Source organism: Leclercia pneumoniae, from assembly GCF_017348915.1.
In the GTDB taxonomy this organism is placed as follows: Bacteria; Pseudomonadota; Gammaproteobacteria; order Enterobacterales; family Enterobacteriaceae; genus Enterobacter; species Enterobacter pneumoniae.
Genome location: NZ_CP071383.1, coordinates 1,785,917 through 1,806,601, shown reverse-complemented (window position 1 = coordinate 1,806,601; position 20,685 = coordinate 1,785,917). Strand labels below are relative to the sequence as shown.

Annotated in this window: 19 protein-coding genes and 1 pseudogene; 10 read left to right on the top strand and 10 right to left on the bottom strand. The window is 53.3% G+C overall.

Going from position 1 to position 20,685, the window contains the following annotated elements:
* The first annotated feature begins 28 nt into the window (after positions 1-28).
* The gene (gene pncA / locus JZ655_RS08665) at positions 29-670 is read left to right on the top strand and encodes a bifunctional nicotinamidase/pyrazinamidase (protein ID WP_207293562.1); all 642 of its coding nucleotides are present in this window, start codon (positions 29-31) and stop codon (positions 668-670) included.
* 49 nt (positions 671-719) lie between these two features.
* Here the strand turns inward: pncA and JZ655_RS08660 are convergent, their stop codons facing one another.
* Both JZ655_RS08660 and msrB read right to left on the bottom strand, forming a co-directional pair.
* A complete protein-coding gene (locus JZ655_RS08660) occupies positions 720-995 on the bottom strand; it encodes a YeaC family protein (RefSeq protein ID WP_040076049.1) in 276 nt (91 codons plus the stop codon).
* A gap of 42 nt (positions 996-1,037) precedes the next feature.
* A complete protein-coding gene (gene msrB / locus JZ655_RS08655; RefSeq protein ID WP_040076050.1) occupies positions 1,038-1,451 on the bottom strand; it encodes a peptide-methionine (R)-S-oxide reductase MsrB in 414 nt (137 codons plus the stop codon).
* Between the two features lie 341 nt (positions 1,452-1,792).
* On the opposite strand from msrB, the gene gapA reads away from it, so the two are divergent.
* Both gapA and JZ655_RS08645 read left to right on the top strand, forming a co-directional pair.
* Positions 1,793-2,788: a glyceraldehyde-3-phosphate dehydrogenase gene (gene gapA / locus JZ655_RS08650; protein ID WP_006174810.1), complete on the top strand. Its 996-nt coding sequence runs from the start codon at positions 1,793-1,795 to the stop codon at positions 2,786-2,788.
* Positions 2,789-2,861: 73 nt separating this feature from the next.
* Positions 2,862-3,746, top strand: a complete 885-nt coding sequence (locus JZ655_RS08645) for a D-hexose-6-phosphate mutarotase (protein ID WP_046885886.1) — start codon at positions 2,862-2,864, stop codon at positions 3,744-3,746.
* 42 nt (positions 3,747-3,788) lie between these two features.
* Here JZ655_RS08645 and JZ655_RS08640 read toward each other — a convergent pair.
* Together JZ655_RS08640 and JZ655_RS08635 are read right to left on the bottom strand one after the other, a co-directional pair.
* Positions 3,789-4,642, bottom strand: a pseudogene (locus JZ655_RS08640) (aldo/keto reductase).
* A 90-nt stretch (positions 4,643-4,732) separates the two neighbouring features.
* Positions 4,733-5,479 (bottom strand): MipA/OmpV family protein, encoded by a 747-nt coding sequence (locus JZ655_RS08635; RefSeq protein WP_046885884.1) that lies wholly within the window; start codon positions 5,477-5,479, stop codon positions 4,733-4,735.
* A gap of 431 nt (positions 5,480-5,910) precedes the next feature.
* Here JZ655_RS08635 and yeaG point away from each other — a divergent pair, with 431 nt between their 5' ends.
* Positions 5,911-7,845: a protein kinase YeaG gene (gene yeaG, locus JZ655_RS08630; RefSeq protein ID WP_046885883.1), complete on the top strand. Its 1,935-nt coding sequence runs from the start codon at positions 5,911-5,913 to the stop codon at positions 7,843-7,845.
* A 92-nt stretch (positions 7,846-7,937) separates the two neighbouring features.
* Positions 7,938-9,221 (top strand): YeaH/YhbH family protein, encoded by a 1,284-nt coding sequence (locus JZ655_RS08625; protein WP_040076058.1) that lies wholly within the window; start codon positions 7,938-7,940, stop codon positions 9,219-9,221.
* Positions 9,222-9,258: 37 nt separating this feature from the next.
* Here the strand turns inward: JZ655_RS08625 and JZ655_RS08620 are convergent, their stop codons facing one another.
* The 3 genes from JZ655_RS08620 to yoaI all read right to left on the bottom strand — a co-directional run bounded on the left by JZ655_RS08620 (position 9,259) and on the right by yoaI (position 12,739).
* On the bottom strand, positions 9,259-10,155 hold the full coding sequence (locus JZ655_RS08620) for a diguanylate cyclase (RefSeq protein WP_040076060.1): 897 nt from the start codon (positions 10,153-10,155) through the stop codon (positions 9,259-9,261).
* A gap of 246 nt (positions 10,156-10,401) precedes the next feature.
* Positions 10,402-12,432: a TonB-dependent copper receptor gene (locus JZ655_RS08615; protein WP_207293561.1), complete on the bottom strand. Its 2,031-nt coding sequence runs from the start codon at positions 12,430-12,432 to the stop codon at positions 10,402-10,404.
* 202 nt (positions 12,433-12,634) lie between these two features.
* Positions 12,635-12,739 (bottom strand): small membrane protein YoaI, encoded by a 105-nt coding sequence (gene yoaI / locus JZ655_RS21500; RefSeq protein ID WP_281064309.1) that lies wholly within the window; start codon positions 12,737-12,739, stop codon positions 12,635-12,637.
* 294 nt (positions 12,740-13,033) lie between these two features.
* Here yoaI and JZ655_RS08610 point away from each other — a divergent pair, with 294 nt between their 5' ends.
* From JZ655_RS08610 to JZ655_RS08600, 3 genes are all read left to right on the top strand, one after another.
* Entirely contained in the window at positions 13,034-14,368 is a 1,335-nt protein-coding gene (locus JZ655_RS08610) for a glycoside-pentoside-hexuronide (GPH):cation symporter (RefSeq protein ID WP_046885880.1), read from the top strand.
* 15 nt (positions 14,369-14,383) lie between these two features.
* Complete coding sequence (locus JZ655_RS08605; protein ID WP_207293560.1) at positions 14,384-16,420, top strand: glycoside hydrolase family 31 protein; 2,037 nt, start codon at positions 14,384-14,386, stop codon at positions 16,418-16,420.
* Between the two features lie 107 nt (positions 16,421-16,527).
* The gene (locus JZ655_RS08600; protein WP_040076064.1) at positions 16,528-16,974 is read left to right on the top strand and encodes a DUF441 domain-containing protein; all 447 of its coding nucleotides are present in this window, start codon (positions 16,528-16,530) and stop codon (positions 16,972-16,974) included.
* Here the strand turns inward: JZ655_RS08600 and JZ655_RS08595 are convergent.
* Positions 16,958-17,734, bottom strand: a complete 777-nt coding sequence (locus tag JZ655_RS08595; protein ID WP_046885878.1) for an AraC family transcriptional regulator — start codon at positions 17,732-17,734, stop codon at positions 16,958-16,960. The genes JZ655_RS08600 and JZ655_RS08595 overlap by 17 nt on opposite strands.
* A 99-nt stretch (positions 17,735-17,833) precedes the next feature.
* Here JZ655_RS08595 and JZ655_RS08590 point away from each other — a divergent pair, with 99 nt between their 5' ends.
* On the top strand, positions 17,834-19,021 hold the full coding sequence (locus tag JZ655_RS08590) for a CynX/NimT family MFS transporter (RefSeq protein WP_046885877.1): 1,188 nt from the start codon (positions 17,834-17,836) through the stop codon (positions 19,019-19,021).
* A gap of 7 nt (positions 19,022-19,028) precedes the next feature.
* On the opposite strand, the gene JZ655_RS08585 is transcribed toward JZ655_RS08590, so the two are convergent.
* Complete coding sequence (locus JZ655_RS08585; protein ID WP_207293559.1) at positions 19,029-19,736, bottom strand: CTP synthase C-terminal region-related (seleno)protein; 708 nt, start codon at positions 19,734-19,736, stop codon at positions 19,029-19,031.
* 114 nt (positions 19,737-19,850) lie between these two features.
* Here JZ655_RS08585 and JZ655_RS08580 point away from each other — a divergent pair, with 114 nt between their 5' ends.
* Positions 19,851-20,195, top strand: a complete 345-nt coding sequence (locus JZ655_RS08580) for a DUF488 domain-containing protein (protein ID WP_207293558.1) — start codon at positions 19,851-19,853, stop codon at positions 20,193-20,195.
* A 1-nt stretch (position 20,196) separates the two neighbouring features.
* Here the strand turns inward: JZ655_RS08580 and JZ655_RS08575 are convergent, their stop codons facing one another.
* Positions 20,197-20,502: a hypothetical protein gene (locus JZ655_RS08575; protein WP_207293557.1), complete on the bottom strand. Its 306-nt coding sequence runs from the start codon at positions 20,500-20,502 to the stop codon at positions 20,197-20,199.
* Positions 20,503-20,685 lie beyond the last annotated feature (183 nt).

Sequence of the window (20,685 nt, the reverse complement as noted above, 5' to 3'; positions counted from 1 at the left end):
ATAAATACGCTGCTTTTAAGGAATGAATATGACGCAACGAGCTTTATTACTGGTTGATCTGCAAAATGATTTTTGCGCAGGCGGCGCGCTGGCGGTAGCAGAAGGCGACAGCACTGTTGATATCGCTAATACGCTTATTGAGTGGTGTAAAGCCCGCGGCGATGCCGTGGTGGCAAGCCAGGACTGGCATCCGGAAAATCACGGTAGCTTTGCCAGCCAGCATGACGTTGAACCTTATAGCCTGGGCGAACTCGACGGGCTGGCACAGACATTCTGGCCGGATCACTGCGTTCAGCAGACCGAAGGCGCTGAGCTCCACCCTTTGCTTAACCAAAAAGCGATTGATGCGGTGTTCCACAAAGGCGAAAACCCGGCCATCGACAGTTATAGCGCATTCTTTGATAACGGCCATCGTCAGAAAACGGCGCTGGATGCGTGGCTGCGTCACCATGAAATCGTTGAGCTTATTGTGCTGGGTCTGGCGACAGATTATTGCGTGAAATTTACCGTGCTGGACGCACTCCAGCTGGGATACACCGTCAATGTGATTACCGATGGCTGCCGCGGCGTCAATCTTCAGCCTCAGGATAGCGCGCAGGCGTTTATGGATATGGCAGCTGCGGGTGCCACCCTGTATACGCTGGAAGACTGGCAAGAGACACAGGCGTAGTCCTTTTGCCGGGCGGTGGTACTTTCACCGCCCGGTACGCATAAACCCATCAGGATTTGAACATGGCAATCGATTTTGGCGCGATGCCGAAATCTTCCTTCAGCTGTTGTTTACTCTTCATCACCATCTGCCCCTGAGTATCAATGGTCATGTGTTGCGCGTCGGTGTTATGCCGCGCCTGCCATAGCATAACCAGTTGCAGGCTGTTCTCTTTCTGGGCCGGGGTCAGCGCCACCCCATCAGGCCATTTTCCCAGCTCAACGGCAGTGACCAGGCGTTGATAAACGTCCTCTGTCATCCCACTAATCATCTCGTCAATATTCATGATTTACCCGGCTCCGGTGGAATAATTTGCTGAATCGATTTTTCAACCTTTAGTCTGGTCGCCATTCTGGTCATCGGTGAAGCTTAACGAGGCAGAATTGACGCAGAAACGCTCCCCTGTTGGCTGAGGGCCGTCCGGGAAAACATGACCGAGGTGGGCATCACAATTTCCGCAGCGGATTTCGATGCGCTGCATACCATGAGAGTTGTCGGTCAGATAGCGGATTGCCTCATCGCTGACGGGCTCATAGAAGCTTGGCCAACCGCAGCCAGAATCGTATTTACTTTCAGAGTTAAACAGCGCAGCATCACACACCAGGCAGTGGTAGATCCCATCACGTTTGTTATGCAGTAAACGCCCGGTGAACGGCGGCTCGGTGCCGTGGTTCTGGGTCACGTAGAACTGCATTTCTGTTAGATTTTTCTTCAGTTCGTCCGGGTTGGATTGATTCGACATAAGCTCATATCTCACGATTGAAAACAGACAACGTTTAGGTCGATTCTAACAAAACATTAACACTGAAGTGTGAACTTTTGTTCTAAACTTAGTCGTTGCGAAAAGGCGGTCGGCCAAATGTGATCTAATCCACATTTTTCTTCGGCCAGCCCTTTAAAATTCACGGCGCAGTCCCCATATGGTTGCAAGCTCCGAGGGAATGTTAGGCGAGTCAATCGCCCAAAGGTCGCGCGAAGGATTGATTTGCCGCAATGATTGACACGATTCCGCTTGACGCTGCGTATGGTTTTTGTAATTTTACAGGCAACCTTTTATTCACTAACAAATAGCTGGTGGAATATATGACTATCAAAGTAGGTATCAACGGTTTTGGCCGTATCGGTCGCATTGTTTTCCGTGCTGCTCAGGAACGTTCTGACATCGAAATCGTTGGTATCAACGATCTGTTGGACGCTGAATACATGGCGTACATGCTGAAGTACGACTCAACCCACGGTCGCTTCAACGGTACTGTTGAAGTTAAAGACGGCCACCTGGTTGTTAACGGCAAAACCATCCGTGTTACTGCTGAAAAAGATCCAGCTAACCTGAAGTGGAACGAAATCGGTGTTGACGTGGTTGCTGAAGCAACCGGTATCTTCCTGACCGACGAAACTGCACGTAAGCACATCACCGCTGGCGCGAAAAAAGTTGTTCTGACTGGTCCTTCCAAAGACAACACCCCAATGTTCGTACGTGGTGCTAACTTCGAAACTTACGCTGGCCAGGATATCGTTTCCAACGCATCCTGCACCACCAACTGCCTGGCACCGCTGGCGAAAGTTATCAACGACAACTTCGGTATCGTTGAAGGTCTGATGACCACCGTACACGCGACCACCGCAACTCAGAAAACCGTTGACGGCCCGTCTCACAAAGACTGGCGTGGCGGCCGTGGCGCGGCTCAGAACATCATCCCATCCTCTACCGGTGCTGCTAAAGCGGTAGGTAAAGTATTGCCAGAACTGAATGGCAAACTGACTGGTATGGCGTTCCGCGTTCCGACTCCTAACGTATCCGTTGTTGACCTGACCGTTCGTCTGGAAAAAGCTGCTTCTTATGAAGAAATTAAGAAAGCAATCAAAGCTGCTTCCGAAGGCGCAATGAAAGGCGTTCTGGGTTACACCGAAGATGACGTTGTTTCTACCGATTTCAACGGCGAAGTATGCACTTCCGTGTTCGATGCTAAAGCAGGTATCGCACTGAACGACAACTTCGTTAAGCTGGTATCCTGGTACGACAACGAAACCGGTTACTCCAACAAAGTACTGGACCTGATCGCTCACATCTCCAAATAAGTTGAGATGAGACACTGATTCAAAAGGCGACTTCGGTCGCCTTTTTTATTGCTTCAAGACAGAGGATTGCTTAATGATTAATAAAATTTTTGCACTTCCGGTAGTCGAAGAACTTACCCCTGTGCTTTCCCGCCGTCAGATTGACGGAGCCGACATCATCGTCGTTGATCACCCGCGCGTAAAAGCCTCCGTAGCGCTGAATGGCGCTCACCTGCTCTCCTGGAAACCAGAAGGTCAAACCGAAGCGCTGTGGCTCAGCGACAACACCTCTTTCAAAAAAGGGGCGGCGATCCGCGGCGGCGTGCCGATTTGCTGGCCGTGGTTTGGCCCGGCGGCACAGTCAGGTTTGCCTGCTCACGGGTTTGCCCGTAATCAGCAGTGGACCTTGAAAGCGCACAATGACGATGAAAATGGTGTGGTACTGACGTTTGAACTGCAGGCAAATGAGGAGACCCGTGCGCTCTGGCCGCACGATTTCACACTCTATGCACGCTTCAAGCTGGGTAAAACCTGTGAAATCGAACTGGAAGCCCACGGCGAATTTGAAACCACCAGCGCCCTGCACACCTATTTCAACGTGGGTGACATCAGCGCGGTCAAGGTGAGTGGATTGGGCGATACCTTTATCGACAAAGTGGATAACGCCAAAGAGGGCAAACTGAGCGACGGCGTGCAGACCTTCCCGGATCGTACCGACCGCGTTTATCTGCATCCGGAAGCGTGCAGCGTCATTCATGACGCCGCGCTGAACCGCAGCGTCGAAGTGGTGCACCATCACCATAGCAACGTTGTGGGCTGGAACCCGGGCCCGGCGCTCTCTGTGAGCATGGCCGACGTACCGGACGAGGGTTATAAGACCTTCGTCTGTGTAGAAACCGCCTGCGTAACATCACCACAGAAGACCAGCGAAGAGAAGCCTTCTCGTCTGGGGCAAACTATTAGCATCATTCAGCGCTAATGATGCCCGCCTCACTCCCCACGGGAGCGGGGCGTTTTACCATCACACCATATCCAGCGGCGTTTTATGGCCAGGCGCCGGAAATGCGTCCGCAAGCATAGCTATCTCTTCGTCAGAGAGCGTAATCTCTAACGCCTGCGCGTTATCCCTGACATGCTCTGGCGAGCCCGCTTTTGGAATCGCTATCACCCCCTGATGACTAATGACCCATGCCAACAGGATCTGCGCCGGCGTGGCGCGATGACGTTATGCTATCTCATTGACCACCGGATGCGTCATTAATCCAGAACGTAATCGCCCGGCCTGAGCCAGGGGGCAGTAAGCCATTACCGGCATCTGCTGTTGCTGACACCAGGGAAGAAGATCGTATTCGATGCCTCGCGAAGCCAGATGATAGAGGACCTGATTTGTCGCGCAGGCCTGCCCTCCGGGCACTTGCCAGAGCGCCTGCATATCTTCAACATCCAGATTAGATACACCCCAGCGGCGAATTTTGCCCTGACGCTGCAAGGTCTCCATCAACCCGACGGTCTCCTCCAGGCCGTACTCGCCTCGCCAGTGCAGCAGATAGAGATCGAGGTAGTCGGTACCCAGGCGGCGTAAGCTGGCTTCACAGGCCGCCATCCCTTTCTGGCCTGCCGCGTTCCACGGATAGACTTTGGAGACCAGATAGACTTTATCCCGCGCTCCTTTAATCGCTTCGCCAACCACCTCTTCTGCTTTGCCGTCTGCGTACATTTCTGCGGTATCGATCAGGGTGAGGCCCAGTTCGATGCCCGTGCGCAGCGCAGTGACCTCCTGAGAACGAAGGCTGTTTTTCTCACCTATATACCAGGTGCCCTGCCAATGGCCGGCAGAGTCTCTTTTTCGCCAAACATAACGGTTTTTTTGCTCATCTGTTTCTCCTGTTTCACCGCACCAACATAATGCAAACGGGGCGCAAGCGCCCCGTTGTAATGCAGTGATTGCACTGTGAAGATGCACAATCAGAAACTGTAGGTCACCCCAACAGAGAACGCGCCTGCCCAGGATTTATCGACCATCGGGCTGTCTTTGATCTCGTCGCTCAGACGGGTATAACGGCCGGTGCCGTAGATATTCCAGTCCTGAGTGAATTCGTAGCTGGCAGTGAGCGCCAGGTACGGGTTCCAGCCATCGTCAGCATTGTAGCGATTTAACCCACTACGATTTGCCTCACGGCGGGACACCCCATAGTAGTAGTCATTATAGTTTTCACTGGTGTACTCTACGCCAATACCCGGCGTCAGCGTCAGGCCGCCGTTGGTATAGCGATACAACCAGGCCAGATCCCAAATGTAGCCGTTGCTGTTATCGAGCGTGTCAGCTGCCAGGGAGGTACGCAGGAAACCATACTGGGTGTTATGCACGTAGGAGAGACCCGCCATCATGGTGCTCTTACGTTTATCGAGCTGCTTCAGTCGCCAGTCGTCGCTGTCGCCCGGCTTGAAGTGCATCGGATCGTAGTAAGCCATGATCGAAAGCTTATCGCTTTCGTCATTCCACAGATAATAGCCACCGCCAAGACCGCGGAACCAGAAGTTGTCACCTTCATAGGTGATCACCGGTACCGGATAGACATCACGGTCATAGTCTTTGTACGGGCTATTGAGCACGCCGACGCCTGCGCCGACAGACCACTGATTCTCCGCGCTAGCGGTACCCACTGAAGCGGCAGCGAGAATTCCCAGTGCCAGAAGTTTGAGTTTGGTCACAATCCATTCTTTCCTGTAGTCAAATAATCCGCGAAAGGAGTTTAACCGCCCTTCGCGCGCTTTCCCAATTTTTTACATACGAATATTTCTGATAAACAGATTAATTTCTGCGATGCACATGACGAAATATTGTCACTCCGATGACAGAACCGCGAAATAAGTGTGTTTGACTTAAAAATTATCGCTGATTTTTCGGATGAGTTATTGATATGTCATTGAAATTAGATTTGGGCGACATGCAAGTTTTGCAAATGCCATCTACGCTTAATTTTAAGAAGATGAATTCCTGACCACCCCGCAGTTTTAGCCCCCGACCTGGCACACGGGTTGCTGCTTTTGCAGTGAGGTGCAAAGGATCCCGCTTCCGGGAGCCTCCACTATTCATACGAACGGCTCTTATCCTGTGCTAAAAAACGAAAGGACGGCATGCCATGAATATATTCGATCACTATCGCCAGCGCTATGAAGCTGCCAAGGACGAAGAGTTCACACTGCAGGAGTTTCTTGCCATCTGTAAGCAAGATCGCAGTGCCTATGCTAACGCGGCAGAACGGCTATTGATGGCTATCGGTGAGCCACAGATGGTGGACACTGCCCAGGAACCACGGCTTTCCCGTCTTTTTTCCAATCGGGTCGTCGCCCGATATCCTGCGTTCGAAGAGTTTTATGGTATGGAGGATGCCATTGAGCAGATCGTCTCTTATCTGAAGCACGCGGCACAAGGGCTGGAAGAGAAGAAACAGATTCTGTATCTGCTAGGGCCGGTGGGTGGCGGTAAATCGTCACTGGCTGAACGTCTGAAATCATTAATGCAGCGGGTGCCAATCTATGTGCTGAGCGCCAACGGTGAGCGCAGCCCGGTGAATGATCACCCGCTCTGTCTATTTAATCCGCAGGAAGATGCGCAGATCCTGGATAAAGAGTACGGCATTCCCCGTCGTTATCTGGGCACCATCATGTCACCCTGGGCGGCAAAACGTCTGCACGAATTTGGCGGCGATATTACCAAATTCCGCGTGGTAAAAGTCTGGCCGTCCATTCTGGAACAGATTGCTATCGCCAAGACGGAACCGGGTGATGAGAACAACCAGGATATCTCTGCCCTGGTCGGTAAAGTCGATATCCGTAAACTGGAAAACCATGCCCAAAACGATCCAGATGCGTACGGCTACTCAGGTGCGCTCTGCCGGGCAAACCAGGGGGTGATGGAATTTGTCGAGATGTTTAAGGCCCCCATCAAAGTGCTGCACCCGCTGCTGACCGCGACGCAGGAAGGCAACTATAACGGGACTGAAGGCATCTCCGCCCTGCCGTTCAACGGCATTATTCTGGCTCACTCGAACGAATCGGAGTGGGTCACGTTCAGAAATAACAAAAACAATGAGGCCTTCCTTGACCGTGTTTACATCGTCAAGGTGCCTTATTGCCTGCGCATCTCAGAAGAGATCAAAATTTACGAAAAACTGCTGAATCACAGTGAGCTGGTGCATGCGCCCTGCGCCCCTGGCACCCTGGAAACGCTGTCACGCTTCTCAATCTTGTCGCGTTTGAAAGAGCCTGAAAACTCAAGCATCTACTCAAAAATGCGCGTGTACGATGGTGAGAGCCTGAAAGACACTGACCCGAAAGCGAAATCCTACCAGGAGTATCGCGACTATGCGGGTGTTGATGAAGGGATGAACGGGTTGTCTACGCGCTTCGCGTTTAAGATCCTCTCTCGCGTATTCAACTTTGATCATGCGGAAGTGGCGGCAAACCCGGTACACCTGTTCTATGTTCTGGAGCAGCAGATTGAGCGTGAGCAGTTCCCGCAGGAGCAGGCCGAACGTTACCTTGAGTTCCTTAAAGGTTATCTGATCCCGAAATATGCTGAGTTCATTGGCAAGGAGATCCAGACGGCCTACCTGGAGTCGTACTCCGAGTACGGCCAGAACATTTTTGACCGCTATGTTACCTATGCCGATTTCTGGATCCAGGATCAGGAGTACCGCGATCCGGACACCGGTCAGCTCTTCGATCGTGAATCGCTGAACGCCGAGCTTGAAAAAATCGAGAAGCCTGCCGGGATCAGTAACCCGAAAGACTTCCGTAATGAGATCGTTAACTTTGTGCTGCGTGCCCGGGCAAATAACAACGGTCGCAACCCCAACTGGACCAGTTATGAAAAACTGCGCACGGTCATTGAGAAGAAAATGTTCTCTAATACCGAGGAGTTGCTGCCGGTGATTTCGTTTAACGCCAAAACTTCCACCGACGAGCAGAAAAAGCACGACGACTTTGTCGACCGTATGATGGAGAAAGGCTATACCCGCAAGCAGGTTCGCCTGCTGTGTGAATGGTATCTCCGCGTCCGTAAATCATCATAACAATGATGCCCGGCGGTGAAAGCCTGCCGGGCAAACAGCAACTGCGCATACCCGTAAGGGTACAAAGTTGGCAAATGCAGTACGGGGGACATATGACCTGGTTTATTGACCGGCGTCTTAACGGCAAAAACAAGAGCACGGTGAATCGCCAACGCTTCTTGCGCCGTTATAAAGCGCAAATCAAACAGTCGATCTCCGAGGCCATTAATAAGCGTTCGGTGACCGATGTCGATAGCGGCGAGTCCGTCTCTATTCCGACGGACGATATTAGCGAGCCAATGTTTCACCAGGGACGCGGCGGTTTACGCCATCGCGTACATCCCGGTAACGATCACTTTATCCAGAATGACCGCATCGAGCGTCCGCAGGGCGGCGGTGGCGGTTCTGGCAGCGGCCAGGGCCAGGCGAGTCAGGATGGTGAAGGACAGGATGAATTCGTTTTTCAGATCTCCAAAGATGAGTATCTCGATCTGCTGTTTGAAGATTTGGCCCTGCCAAATCTGAAGAAAAATCAGCACCGTCAGTTAACCGAGTATAAAACCCATCGCGCGGGTTATACCGCGAATGGCGTACCGGCAAACATCAGCGTGGTGCGCTCGCTGCAGAACTCGCTGGCGCGGCGGACCGCCATGACAGCAGGCAAACGTCGGGCGCTACGCGAACTGGAAGCCAGCCTGCAAACGGTGGAAAACAGCGAGCCTGTGCAACTGCTGGAAGAGGAGCGTCTGCGCAAAGAGATTGCCGAGTTACGCGCTAAGATCGAACGCGTGCCCTTTATCGACACCTTCGACTTGCGTTACAGGAACTATGAAAAACGCCCTGAGCCCTCAAGCCAGGCGGTGATGTTCTGTCTGATGGACGTCTCCGGCTCGATGGATCAGACCACTAAGGATATGGCCAAACGCTTTTATATCCTGCTCTATCTGTTCCTGAGCAGAACCTATAAAAACGTGGAGGTGGTCTATATTCGTCACCACACTCAGGCGAAAGAAGTAGATGAACACGAGTTCTTCTACTCTCAAGAGACAGGGGGCACCATTGTCTCTAGTGCCCTGAAGTTAATGGACGAGGTGGTGAAAGAGCGCTACGACCCGGCACAATGGAATATCTATGCGGCTCAGGCCTCCGATGGGGATAACTGGGCAGACGATTCACCGCTGTGTCATGAGATCCTGGCGAAAAAACTGCTGCCCGTGGTGCGCTACTATAGCTATATTGAGATCACCCGTCGGGCACACCAGACCCTGTGGCGTGAATATGAACATCTGCAGGCGACGTTTGAAAACTTCGCGATGCAGCATATCCGCGACCAGGATGATATTTATCCCGTCTTCCGTGAGCTCTTCCACAAGCAATCGGCCACCAGCAACAGCTAAACAAAACAGCCAGTTATTACTAACTGGCTGTTCTTTTTTAATCGCTATATCTCTGCGTTTCACGCTGGGTGTTTATCAACATCGTACAATTTCGGCCGCTGGCTTTGCCTTTATATAAAGCTAAATCTGCTCTCTCGACCGCTTCCCGAAGGGGTTCGCCATACTTTATTCTGGTTAATCCCGAGGTGAACGTCACATTGATATGATATTCCCCTGCGACAATCACCATTTCAGAAATCAGTCGACGGAGTCGTTCCGCCGTTGCGATAGCTTCGTTATCATCCCTGACGTGCAGCAGAATAATAAACTCCTCACCCCCGTAGCGATATACCGACTCTGATGCGCGAACGTGGTTATCAAGATGCGTTGCCAATGATTGCAATACAATATCGCCATTCAAATGGCCGTAATCATCATTCACTTTTTTGAAATGATCGACATCGAGCAGCAACAGATAAAGACCATCATCGCTTAACTCTTTATTCATGCTCGCGAAAGATTCATCAAGCACGCGGCGTAAAGGTAACCCTGTGAGTGCGTCATAACTTGTGCGCAGCTGCAAAAGATGCACTTTAAAAAGAGTGAGAGATTCCGTGAAGGCTAACAGCGCGTTTTCAAAGTCCTCATAGGCACTGGAAGCGTCTTTGTTCTCAATGATTTCCGTAATCATGGTACGACAGGCGTAATGAATCACAATATGCTGTTTATTAATGTCCAGGAGAAAGTTTTTATCCTCTCGCTCCTCAAGCAATTTGTCATTCAGCCAGTGTCCAAATTCACAATGATGATGCGCGTCGGTGCAGGTGATTTCAGGTAAATCGCCCTCACGACTCGCTACATAACGGAGAACTTTTACCAGCCATTTAAAATGCGCATCAGTTGCGCTATTGAGTCCACGCACGGTCGCGTCGATATCTCTGAACTTCCTGTTCATATTAACCTTCACATAACAAAAGAATAACCTGTAAAGAGTATACCATATTAAATATCTATTTTTGTCAGTATATCTAAATTAACGGCATTAAAAACAGAAACTCCCTATTAAATAAGAAAATTTAGTTATTCGTTAAACTGCATATAACAAGCAACGATATTATTATCAGTTAAAACAGGCCAACCTGTTTAATTCTATTTAATAGCCCTCACGTCCCATTAAATAATAACGACGGAGGGCAGAGACTTAAAATTCAACGTTCATTTTGGCCCAGAAGGTTCGCCCTGGCTCATTGACAGGGGTATCAGAGGAGTAACCGAAGCTACTGTTTCCCGCCAGGTTAAGGTGTTCGCTGTAACTTTTATCCAGCAGATTATCAACGCCACTGCTGAGTTTCAGGAATTTATTGACCTTGTACGCAGCGTTGGCGGAAACAATGGCAAACCCGGCACTCTGATCAAAGTCTTTGCCTACCACGTTCCCCTCGTTCAACGCCACCCGGTGCTGCGGGCTGACCATACGCAACAGCCCTGTAGAGCTCCAGTCGCCTTTCTCCCACGTCAGGCCAAGGCGAGCTTCCAGCGGCGGCATTTGTGGCAGCGGCTGATGTTCGTCCGTATTTTCCCCCCAGGCGTAGTTCAGGGTGGCATCTGTTTTCCACCGTTCGCTTAGCTGATAAGAGGCACCCATCTCGCCCCCCATAATGGTGGCATCAACGTTATCTGCCTGGCTGACGTGGCTATCATCGGAATCGTACAGAAAGAGGATATAGTCGTTAATCCGTCCGATATAGGCGGAGATCCAGCCGGTCGTTTTTTTCCCTTTGTATTGTGCCCCAACATCAAGCTGGGTGGTTTTTTCCGGTTTCAGATTATCAAAGACATCCGTGGTGCCATCCGGTCCATAGGTGGGTGAAAAGAGTTCCCAGTAATCCGGGAAACGCTCGGTGTATCCCAGTCCGGCGTAGACCATCGCTGGCTGAGATCCGAGATTATGCTCAACCCGTAAGAAGCCGGCCGGAAGCGTGTCTTGCCGACTGCTGCTACCAACGCCAGTAAAGTTATCCACTTCCACCTTATCCAGACGCGCACCGCCAATCACTTTGCTGAGGTCGGTCGCACTCCACGTCAGTTCGCTAAAGGCACCATAGTCATGAAAGCGAGCATCTTCCTGCCAGCCTTCGTCCTCATCATCTTCGTTGCTGCGATGGGTATTCAGTTGCGTATCGAGACCGCTTTTCAGCTCATAATCAGACCACAGCCAGGTTCCCATCACCCTGCCCCCTACCGTCCTCCGATCGACCTGTTTTTCCCTTGGCATCGACATATCCATCGATCCCATCGGCATGGTGCCTGAAGCGGGCGCTCCCGGCGAACGCATGGAGTAGTTATCCATAATGTGGTTGGCATAGTTGTAATACGCGCTCATATCCAGCGAATCGAAGACCTCGCCGATATTCTCTTTTTTGAAGCGCAGCCCCAGGCTTTCACGTTTGAATTGCGAGCCGTCCATGCCACGCCCGGCATAGCTGGCATCGCCATCGCCCTGCCCGGCGGTCAACTCCAGCAACGTGTCCGCATCCGGCGTCCAGCCGATGGCCAAATCGGTGTTCCATTTATCCCACTTCGAGGCGACGCGATCGCCATTGCCATCTTTGTAATCCCCCGCTTTCGAATTATTCCCCGTCAGGCGCACGTAGCCCTTATCGTTGCCAAAGCTGACGTCGGCATTTTCATCAACGCGATCGTTAGAGGCGGCCAGCAAACTGGCGTCCCCCTTTATGCCGGCCTTATCGAAACGCGGAGGTTCACGTTCGAATCGTACCGTTCCGGCAGAGTTACCCGGCCCCCAGAGTACGGTTTCGGGCCCTTTGATCACCGTCAGCAGGTCATAACTTTCTGGCGAAATATAGGAGCTTGGCGCATCCATACGCGAAGGACAGGCACCTAACATCTCGCTGTCATTGGTCAACAGGCGCAGGCGTGAGCCAAACATGCCGCGGAATACCGGGTCGCCGTTGCTCCCTCCGTTACGGATCTGGCTAAACCCGGGAATGGTTTTGAGGTAATCAGAACCGTCGCTGGCCGGCACCGGCTGGCGTGGCGTTTTTGGCGAGGTCACCACTTCCAGCGGGGAGAGCACGGGCGCGGTTACGGTGATGACATCGCCATCGTTTACCTGCGGGGCCGTAGTTCGTTCAGCCGCCTGAGAAGTAAATGACAATGCGCCCAGTAGCGCAAGCGCCAGCGGATGAAGGACAAAGCATTCTTTATTCATTCCTGAACCCAAACTTAAAAGAGTGTTGCTGTCCTGCCGTGAAGACAAATCCCTTGTTCAGAGAGTGGGAGAGATGGGCAGGCACAGGGATCTGAATGAAAAAGTGTGCCGCGGGGAACGGGGCGCAACAATAAAAAACGAGGAGAATAACGGCGTGAAAAAAGGGTTGAAAAAGGGGATCTAACGACCCGGAGTCACGGATTTACGCGTGCTTTTCGAGCCAAAGTACCGAGGCGACCAGAATAAAAACAATGGTGAAAAAGGTGCCGGAAATATAGATTACATCGCCAAAAGCAGGATCGTTCATCATCATTCTCCCGTCGTGTTTTATTCGTTTTTACCCCGGAGAAATGACACTTCAATGACATTTTTAGTAAGAAATAAATATCTTCATACTGAAACGATTCAGACAGCTCTAGCCTCTCAAACCATTTAATTCAAATAAACGCTAACCCTTACAGAGTGATTTGTTACCGGTATCACGAAAATAAGTTTCCGTAACTACGATGCCAGATCTCGTAATTGTTAAACATTCGTTACTGATAAAACATAAGCTGCAGAACATCATAACAAATACACCGCCTACCGGCAGGGGAATGCAATGACCGAAAAAATTACCCGTAAAGAAAAAATCAGCTACGGGCTGGGCGATATGGCCAGCCATATAGGGCTGGATAACGTCATTATTTTTCTGACCTTCTATTATACCGATGTGGTCGGGCTGCCTGCTGCCTTTGTTGGCACCATGTTTTTACTGGCGCGTACCGCCGATGCCATCATTGACCCGGCCATGGGATATATTGCTGACCGCACCCGTACCCGCTGGGGTAAGTTCCGACCATGGATGTTGTGGCTGGCCCTGCCATTTGGTGCCAGCTGCCTGCTGACCTATGCGGTACCGGAATCGCTCGATCTTCATGGTAAAATGATTTTCGCCACCGTCAGCTATACCCTGATGATGCTGATGTACACCGCCATTAATATTCCATACTGCTCTATGGGGGCGGTCATTACGCCAGATAACGAAGCGCGTATTTCTCTGCAATCTTATCGCTTCTTCCTTGCCACCCTGGGCGGCGCATTATCCACTTTCTTTATGATGCCATTGGCCGAGTTTATTGGCGGAGATGACAAATTAGTCGGTTATCGCTGGGCCATGGGAATAATGGCGACGGTGGCGGTCATCATGTTCTGGATCTGCTTCGCCAATACCCGGGAGAGGATTAATGCCCCCGCGACCCATAATAATTACCTCTCTGAATTACGCGATTTGTTACGCAACGATCAGTGGCGCGTTGTGGCCGTTCTGGTACTGACTAACATCGGCTTCGGCGTAATTCGCCTCGGCGCCATGATGTATTTCGTCACCTATTATCTCGGCAGCGCCAGCTATTTTATGTGGATGCTGGGGGCGCATATTCTGGGTAAAGCCGCCGGTAGCGCACTGGCAAAACGCCTGACGCGTGACTACAGCAAAGTGCAAATGTTCGGCTATTGTGCGGTGCTGGCCGGGGTACTGAGCATCGCCCTGTTCTTCGCGCCAAAATCCGTGCTGGTGCTGGTGCCAATGACATTCATCATCTCTACCCTCTACCAGGCCACCACCACGCTAATGTGGGTCATGATGGCCGACGTCGCCGACTACGGCGAATGGAAACAGGGCAAACGCATGGATGGGGTTATCTTCTCGACCTTCCTGGCGGTGCTCAAACTCGGTATGGCCATCAGCGGCGCCATTGTTGGCTGGACGCTGGGCTTTAGCGGCTATGTGGCGAATGCGCCGGAACAGACCTCTACCGCCATGTACTGCATCATCGCCCTCTTTACCGTGGTGCCGGGCATCCTTTCGCTGGCCGCCTTCGCGACTCTGCGCTGGTACAAACTCGACGACAGCACCATGAAATCCATCCAACTCGCCAAACAGACTTTTTCTTAAAAGGACGCAGCATTCATGAGTGAACTTATTCGACACACCAACAGTATTGAGTGGCGTTTTGAGCGTCAGATCTTACGTATAGAGCCCTGGGGAGAGCACAGCCTGCGCGTGAGAGCGACCTGTTCACCGGCGTTCAATGATGAAAATCATGCCTTACTGCCGGCGACACCGTCTACGGCTGACATTGACGTCCAGCCCGAGATCCTGACCCTGCGTAATGGCAATATTACCGCAGTGCTCAACCTGAAGGGGCAACTGGCGTTTTATAACCAGCGCGGAGAGTTGCTGCTGGAGGAGATGTGGCGTCAGCGCTCCACGGTAGGCATTGGGGCAAGTGAAAAGAGTCAGGATAAGTACGTCAGTGCGCTGAAGCTTGATGGCCGTGAATTCAAACCGCTTGCGGGCGGGAAATATCAGCTCGCCGTCCGTTTTGAGTCGCGCCCTGATGAGCGGATTTACGGTATGGGTCAGTACCAACAGCCGTGGCTGGATTTGAAAGGCTGCACCCTTGAGCTGGCACAGCGCAACTCCCAGGCCAGCGTTCCCTTTATGCAGTCGAGCCTCGGTTATGGCGTGCTCTGGAACAACCCGGCCATTGGCGAGGTCAGTTTCGCCAAAAACCAGACCGAATGGCGCGCCCGCGTGACCGGCGAGATGGACTACTGGATCACCGCCGCGGACTCCATCCAGGCCATTACCCGCCAGTATGTCAAGGCCACGGGGACACCTCCGCCGGCCCCGGCATTTATCAGCGGATTATGGCAGTGCAAACTGCGCTATCGCACCCAGCAGGAGGTGCTGGACGTAGCCCGTGAGTACCGTCGCCGCAACCTACCGCTGTCGGTGATGGTGATCGATTTCTTCCACTGGCCGAATCAGGGGACCTGGTGTTTTGATCCGATCGACTGGCCCGATCCGAAAGCGATGGTTGAAGAGCTTAACGGCCTGGGCATTGAGCTGATGGTCTCCGTCTGGCCAACGGTTGAAGCACGTAGCCCGCTCTATCCCCACATGAAAGCCAAAGGCTGGCTGGTGTCCAGCGAACGCGGGGTGCAGGTAAATCTCGACTTTATGGGTAACACGACCTTCTTTGACGCGACGCATCCCCAGGCGCGCGCCTTCGTCTGGGATACGGTAAAACAGAATTATTATGATCTGGGTATCAAATTGTACTGGCTGGATGAGGCCGAGCCTGAGTATCGTGCTTACGACTTTGATAACTATCGTTACCACGCAGGCCCTGTGCTGGAAGTGGGTAACCGCTATCCACGCGACTTCGCGCAAGGGTTCTACGATGGGCTGAAGGCCAACGGCGAAAAGGATATTGTTAACCTGGTGCGCTGTTCATGGGCAGGCAGCCAGCGCTATGGCGTGCTGGCCTGGTCAGGCGATGTGCACTCATCATTCCACGCCTTCCGCAATCAGCTAGCCGCAGGGCTCAATATGGGTCTGGCGGGTATCCCATGGTGGACGACCGATATCGGCGGCTTCCAGGGCGGCAACGTTAACGATCCGGCGTTTCATGAACTGCTGATCCGCTGGTTCCAGTGGGCGGTCTTCTGCCCGGTTCTGCGGATGCACGGATATCGTGAGCCACAAATCCAGCCGCCAGAGCGCTATCGCGACGGCATTCCTCAGTGCAACAGCGGCTCCCCGAACGAACTGTGGAGTTATGGCGAAGCGAACTTCAGCATCATGCAGCACTGGCTGACGGTACGCGAGAAATTGCGACCTTATATTGATGAGCTGTATGACAATGCCCATCAGCACGGCGATCCGCTAATGCGCCCGCTCTTCTGGCACTATCCGCAGCAGCCCCAGAGCTGGGAAAATGAAGATCAATATCTGTTTGGCGAGGACCTGCTGGTCGCGCCGGTGATGCACGCCGGACAACGCCAGCGCGAAGTTTGGTTGCCTGCGGGCCAGCAGTGGATCGCGCTGAACGGTGAGCGCTACCAGGGCGGTGAACGTATCCGTGTTGAGGCCGCACTGGAGACCATTCCTGTCTTTGTGCGCGAAGGAAGCCCGCTGGTATCGCTGTTAGTGGCGTAACCTTCAGGCAACCGCCCAAAAATAGTGGAATTTTTTAGAAAAGCCTGTTTACTCACCCGCTTGCGGGTAAAGTAAGCAGGCTTACTATTTTTGGCAAGGATCTCTTCATGTTTGACCCTACCCTGCTTATCCTGCTCGGGCTGGCTGCACTGGGCTTTGTCAGCCATAACACCACGGTTGCCATCTCCATTCTGGTGTTAATTATTGTGCGCGTTACGCCACTCAGCGGCTTTTTCCCCTGGATTGAAAAACAGGGCCTGACCATCGGCATTATTATTCTCACCATTGGGGTGATGGCGCCCATCGCCAGCGGTACGCTACCTGCCTCAACGCTTATCCACGCCTTTATGAACTGGAAATCATTGATCGCCATTGCCGTGGGCGTCTTTGTCTCCTGGCTGGGCGGACGGGGCGTAACCTTAATGAGCTCTCAGCCGACGCTGGTTGCCGGCCTGCTGGTGGGTACCGTACTGGGGGTCGCGCTGTTTCGCGGCGTTCCTGTTGGCCCGCTTATCGCTGCCGGTCTGGTCTCGCTGTTTATCGGTAAGACGTAGCCAGGCTGGCAATGTAGCGCGCGGGGGTCTGCCCAAGCCCCTTCTTGAACATAGTAATAAAGGCGGTGGTAGAGTCGTAGCCCAGCATTTGCGCGACCTGCTGCACCGTCTGCCCGGATATTAATGCCTGCAGCGCGACAATCAGTTGTAGCTGATGGCGCCAGCGGCGAAAACTCAGCCCGGTTTCGTTAACCACCAGCCGCGCCAGGTTACGCTCACTCATCGCAAAATGGCGCGCCCACTGATGCAGGGTTTGCCACGCGGCGGGCTGGGCGATCATCATTTCACTCATCTGACGGATTTTAGGATGCGGTGATACCGGCAACTGTAACTGTTCCTGCGGCTGGCTCGGCAGTTCATCGCCCAGCACCTCCACCAGTCGCTGGCAGGCGATGTTTTGACGTTCTGCCATTGCGAGGATCACCTCTCGTACCAGCGGCGAGATTTTTAATGTGCAGCAGCGATCGGGTAGCGCGATAGCTCCGGGTTCAATAAATAAGAAGCAGAGCCGCGCGCCGGGGGTGGCTTTATTACTGTGGGGAAGCTGCCCCGGGATCCACACCGCATACTGGGGCGGCACCATCAGCATGGCATTTTCCACCTCCGTGGTGATGGCGCCGCGTAGCGCCAGGATCAACTGTCCCTTGCGGTGCTGATGCAGCGGAATGTGCTGCTCCTCTTCCACCACGCGTATATGGAAAGCCACTGCCGCAGCGTGCTGGCTATCCGGGTCATAACCATTTAAACCGAGACCAGACATCATCTTGTCCGAATTTAGCGATAATCTGTCATTTTAGCTTGATTCCATCAGCAACGAAAACGGGTATCGTGTGGCCTTCATTTCAGACCAGGGAAAACAATGACCACTGCACTCTCTGCCACCGGGAAACAGCGCGCCCTGCTGATTGCCGGGATTTTGTTAATCGCCACCACGCTGCGAGTGACATTTACCGGCGCCGCACCGCTACTGGATGCGATTCGTCTCGACTACGCCCTGAGTACCGCTCAGACTGGATTACTGACCACCCTGCCGTTGCTGGCTTTCGCGCTGATATCGCCGTTAGCGGCAGGCCTTGCCCGGCGCATTGGGATGGAGCGCAGCCTGTTTGTGGCGTTGCTGCTAATTATCGGCGGTATTGCGCTGCGTTCCCTGCCCACGGCATCGCTGCTGTTTATCGGCACCGCCGTGATCGGCTGCGGTATTGCACTGGGCAATGTGTTACTGCCAGGACTGATTAAACGTGACTTTCCAGGCCAGGTGGCGAAGTTAACCGGGGCCTACTCCCTGACCATGGGCGCGGCGGCGGCGCTGGGCTCAGCGCTGGTGGTGCCGGTGGCATTGGGCGGTGCGGGCTGGCACGGCGCCTTATTGATGCTGATGGTCTTCCCGCTGCTGGCGTTGCTGCTGTGGCTCCCACAATGGCGACAGCAACCGGCCAGCCAGCTCAGTGGTGCCCGGGCGCTGCATAACCGGGGGATCTGGCGCTCACCGTTGGCCTGGCAAGTGACGCTGTTCCTCGGCATTAACTCGCTGATCTATTACGTCATTATCGGCTGGTTACCCGCTATTTTACAAAGTCACGGCTACAGCGAAACCGAAGCCGGCTCCATGCACGGCCTGCTGCAGCTGGCCACTGCCGCCCCGGGGCTGGCCGTTCCGCTGATCCTTCACCGTCTGAAAGATCAGCGCGCGCTGGCCGGAGTGGTAGCGTTAATGTGTGCGGTCAGTGCCGCCGGCTTTTGGTTTATGCCCTCGCAGGCGGTGGTCTGGACGCTGATATTCGGCTTCGGTTCAGGGGCGACGATGATTCTCGGCCTGACCTTTATTGGCCTGCGTGCCAGTTCCGCGCATCAGGCTGCGGCGCTTTCGGGGATGGCGCAGTCGGTGGGCTATTTGCTGGCCGCCTGCGGCCCACCGCTGATGGGGAAAATTCATGATACCAGCGGCGACTGGCATATCCCGCTGCTTGCCTGTGCGCTGGCCTCAATCGTGATGGCCGGTTGCGGCATACTGGCCGGGCGCGACCGGGAGATCGCGCCGCGTTAACAGGCCTTTAGCCCTGCGCCGCACGCAGCAGTGCCTGCACCAGCGGCGCAGGACGCCCATCCAGCGCCGCACGCTCATGCTGGAACAGCGTGGCGACAAAAAACGGATGCGTCACTAACTCAACGGCGCGAATATCACCCTGTTCATCCCAGCCGGTCACCCGCAGGTCGCCCTTTTCCAGCTCTGCCGCGAAGGCTTCAGACACACCGTAGTTGCAGTGATACCCCTCGACAATCTCTTCCCGACCATACGCTTTCGCAATCAGGGTATTGGCGCGCAACTCGATGGTGTTCGTGACCTCCACCAGAGAACAGGTGAGCGGAGCGATCACCATGCGCCCGTCACGGTCCGTTTCGGCATGGGCAGCGTCATGCCAGCCCAGCACGTTACGCGCATATTCAATCAGCGCATGCTGGAAGCCGCCACAGGTACCGAGGAACGGGAGGCTGTTTTCGCGGGCATAGCGGGCGGCAATGAACGCCGCTTGCACGTTTTTATAAGGACTTGCCGGAACCAGCCAGAGTGCGTCATAACCGACCAGATCCTCCGGACTACTAAGCTCGATGGTCGCTATCCAGTCGTAATCAGCGGTAATATCCAGTACAGCGGCGGCATCATCAATGGCGAGCGGTATCGCCTGGTGCGCCAGAACGTCAGGGTTATAATCCCCGACCAGGGCAATGCGGAGGGTATCTTTTTGCGGAGTGTGTTCCATCAGGTATTCCTTATGCCAGAAAAATTCCGGATAACATAAGGAATCTCAGACTACCGATCTTTTGCAATTATCACAACACCTTAAATTAGGTGGCAAAATAAGGAGATAAGGATCATGATTCAGTGCAAACGTCTCTATGACGACGCCAGTAAAGAGGATGGGTACCGCATTCTGGTTGACCGTCTCTGGCCACGAGGAGTGAAGAAAACGGACCTGGCCTGCGATGAATGGTGCAAGGTCCTGGCGCCTTCAGGCGAGCTGCGCAAAGCCTTCCATAGCGAAACCATCGACTTTGCCAACTTCAGTAAGGCGTATCAGCAAGAGCTGGAAGAAAACGTCGAGGAAGGAAAACGCATCGCCAGGCTAGCAGATAAACAAAGGGTCACGCTGCTCTATGGTGCGAAAGATCGCGAGCAGAACCACGCCCAGGTGTTGGCCGCATGGCTCCGCCGTCTGTAATTTAGTCGTGCAGTGCTGTGAGCAAGGTTTCTGGTAGTTGTTGCGGATTGAGCGGCAGCAGATGTTCCGGGCGCACAAAGGCAAAACCGTGCTGATTATCACAGGCAAAGACATCGCCGGTCACCAGCCAGAGCGCGCGTTCGGCGGTATCTGGCATTTCGGTTATTACGCCATTCACCGGGTTCAAAAAACGCTGTCCAGGCTGGCAAAGACCAAACAGCTCAACGGATTTACCAATATTGCGACGGCCGGCAGTCGTACGGGCGCCAATGACTAACGCCAGGTTGCCCGGCTTTAACTGAAACATGCTTCACTCATTGCAGGTTGAATTCTGAGGGCTAAGATTATTCTTAATCCCGCCTATTATCGCAATCACCTTCTCCATGATTTCTTCATTAATACTGCATCTTTGGGGGTTATAGTGGCCCCGTTCTCACCTTGACCAGAGAACATCATTCCGTAATCAAGATCTATTTTGCCCCGGTTAACT

Coding starts and splice junctions, on each gene's coding strand:
- pncA (WP_207293562.1), top strand. CDS start 29: ATGACGCAACGAGCTTTATTACTGGTTGATCTGCAAAATGATTTTTGC.
- JZ655_RS08660 (WP_040076049.1), bottom strand. CDS start 995: ATGAATATTGACGAGATGATTAGTGGGATGACAGAGGACGTTTATCAA.
- msrB (WP_040076050.1), bottom strand. CDS start 1,451: ATGTCGAATCAATCCAACCCGGACGAACTGAAGAAAAATCTAACAGAA.
- gapA (WP_006174810.1), top strand. CDS start 1,793: ATGACTATCAAAGTAGGTATCAACGGTTTTGGCCGTATCGGTCGCATT.
- JZ655_RS08645 (WP_046885886.1), top strand. CDS start 2,862: ATGATTAATAAAATTTTTGCACTTCCGGTAGTCGAAGAACTTACCCCT.
- yeaG (WP_046885883.1), top strand. CDS start 5,911: ATGAATATATTCGATCACTATCGCCAGCGCTATGAAGCTGCCAAGGAC.
- JZ655_RS08625 (WP_040076058.1), top strand. CDS start 7,938: ATGACCTGGTTTATTGACCGGCGTCTTAACGGCAAAAACAAGAGCACG.
- JZ655_RS08620 (WP_040076060.1), bottom strand. CDS start 10,155: ATGAACAGGAAGTTCAGAGATATCGACGCGACCGTGCGTGGACTCAAT.
- JZ655_RS08615 (WP_207293561.1), bottom strand. CDS start 12,432: ATGAATAAAGAATGCTTTGTCCTTCATCCGCTGGCGCTTGCGCTACTG.
- yoaI (WP_281064309.1), bottom strand. CDS start 12,739: ATGAACGATCCTGCTTTTGGCGATGTAATCTATATTTCCGGCACCTTT.
- JZ655_RS08610 (WP_046885880.1), top strand. CDS start 13,034: ATGACCGAAAAAATTACCCGTAAAGAAAAAATCAGCTACGGGCTGGGC.
- JZ655_RS08605 (WP_207293560.1), top strand. CDS start 14,384: ATGAGTGAACTTATTCGACACACCAACAGTATTGAGTGGCGTTTTGAG.
- JZ655_RS08600 (WP_040076064.1), top strand. CDS start 16,528: ATGTTTGACCCTACCCTGCTTATCCTGCTCGGGCTGGCTGCACTGGGC.
- JZ655_RS08595 (WP_046885878.1), bottom strand. CDS start 17,734: ATGTCTGGTCTCGGTTTAAATGGTTATGACCCGGATAGCCAGCACGCT.
- JZ655_RS08590 (WP_046885877.1), top strand. CDS start 17,834: ATGACCACTGCACTCTCTGCCACCGGGAAACAGCGCGCCCTGCTGATT.
- JZ655_RS08585 (WP_207293559.1), bottom strand. CDS start 19,736: ATGGAACACACTCCGCAAAAAGATACCCTCCGCATTGCCCTGGTCGGG.
- JZ655_RS08580 (WP_207293558.1), top strand. CDS start 19,851: ATGATTCAGTGCAAACGTCTCTATGACGACGCCAGTAAAGAGGATGGG.
- JZ655_RS08575 (WP_207293557.1), bottom strand. CDS start 20,502: ATGTTTCAGTTAAAGCCGGGCAACCTGGCGTTAGTCATTGGCGCCCGT.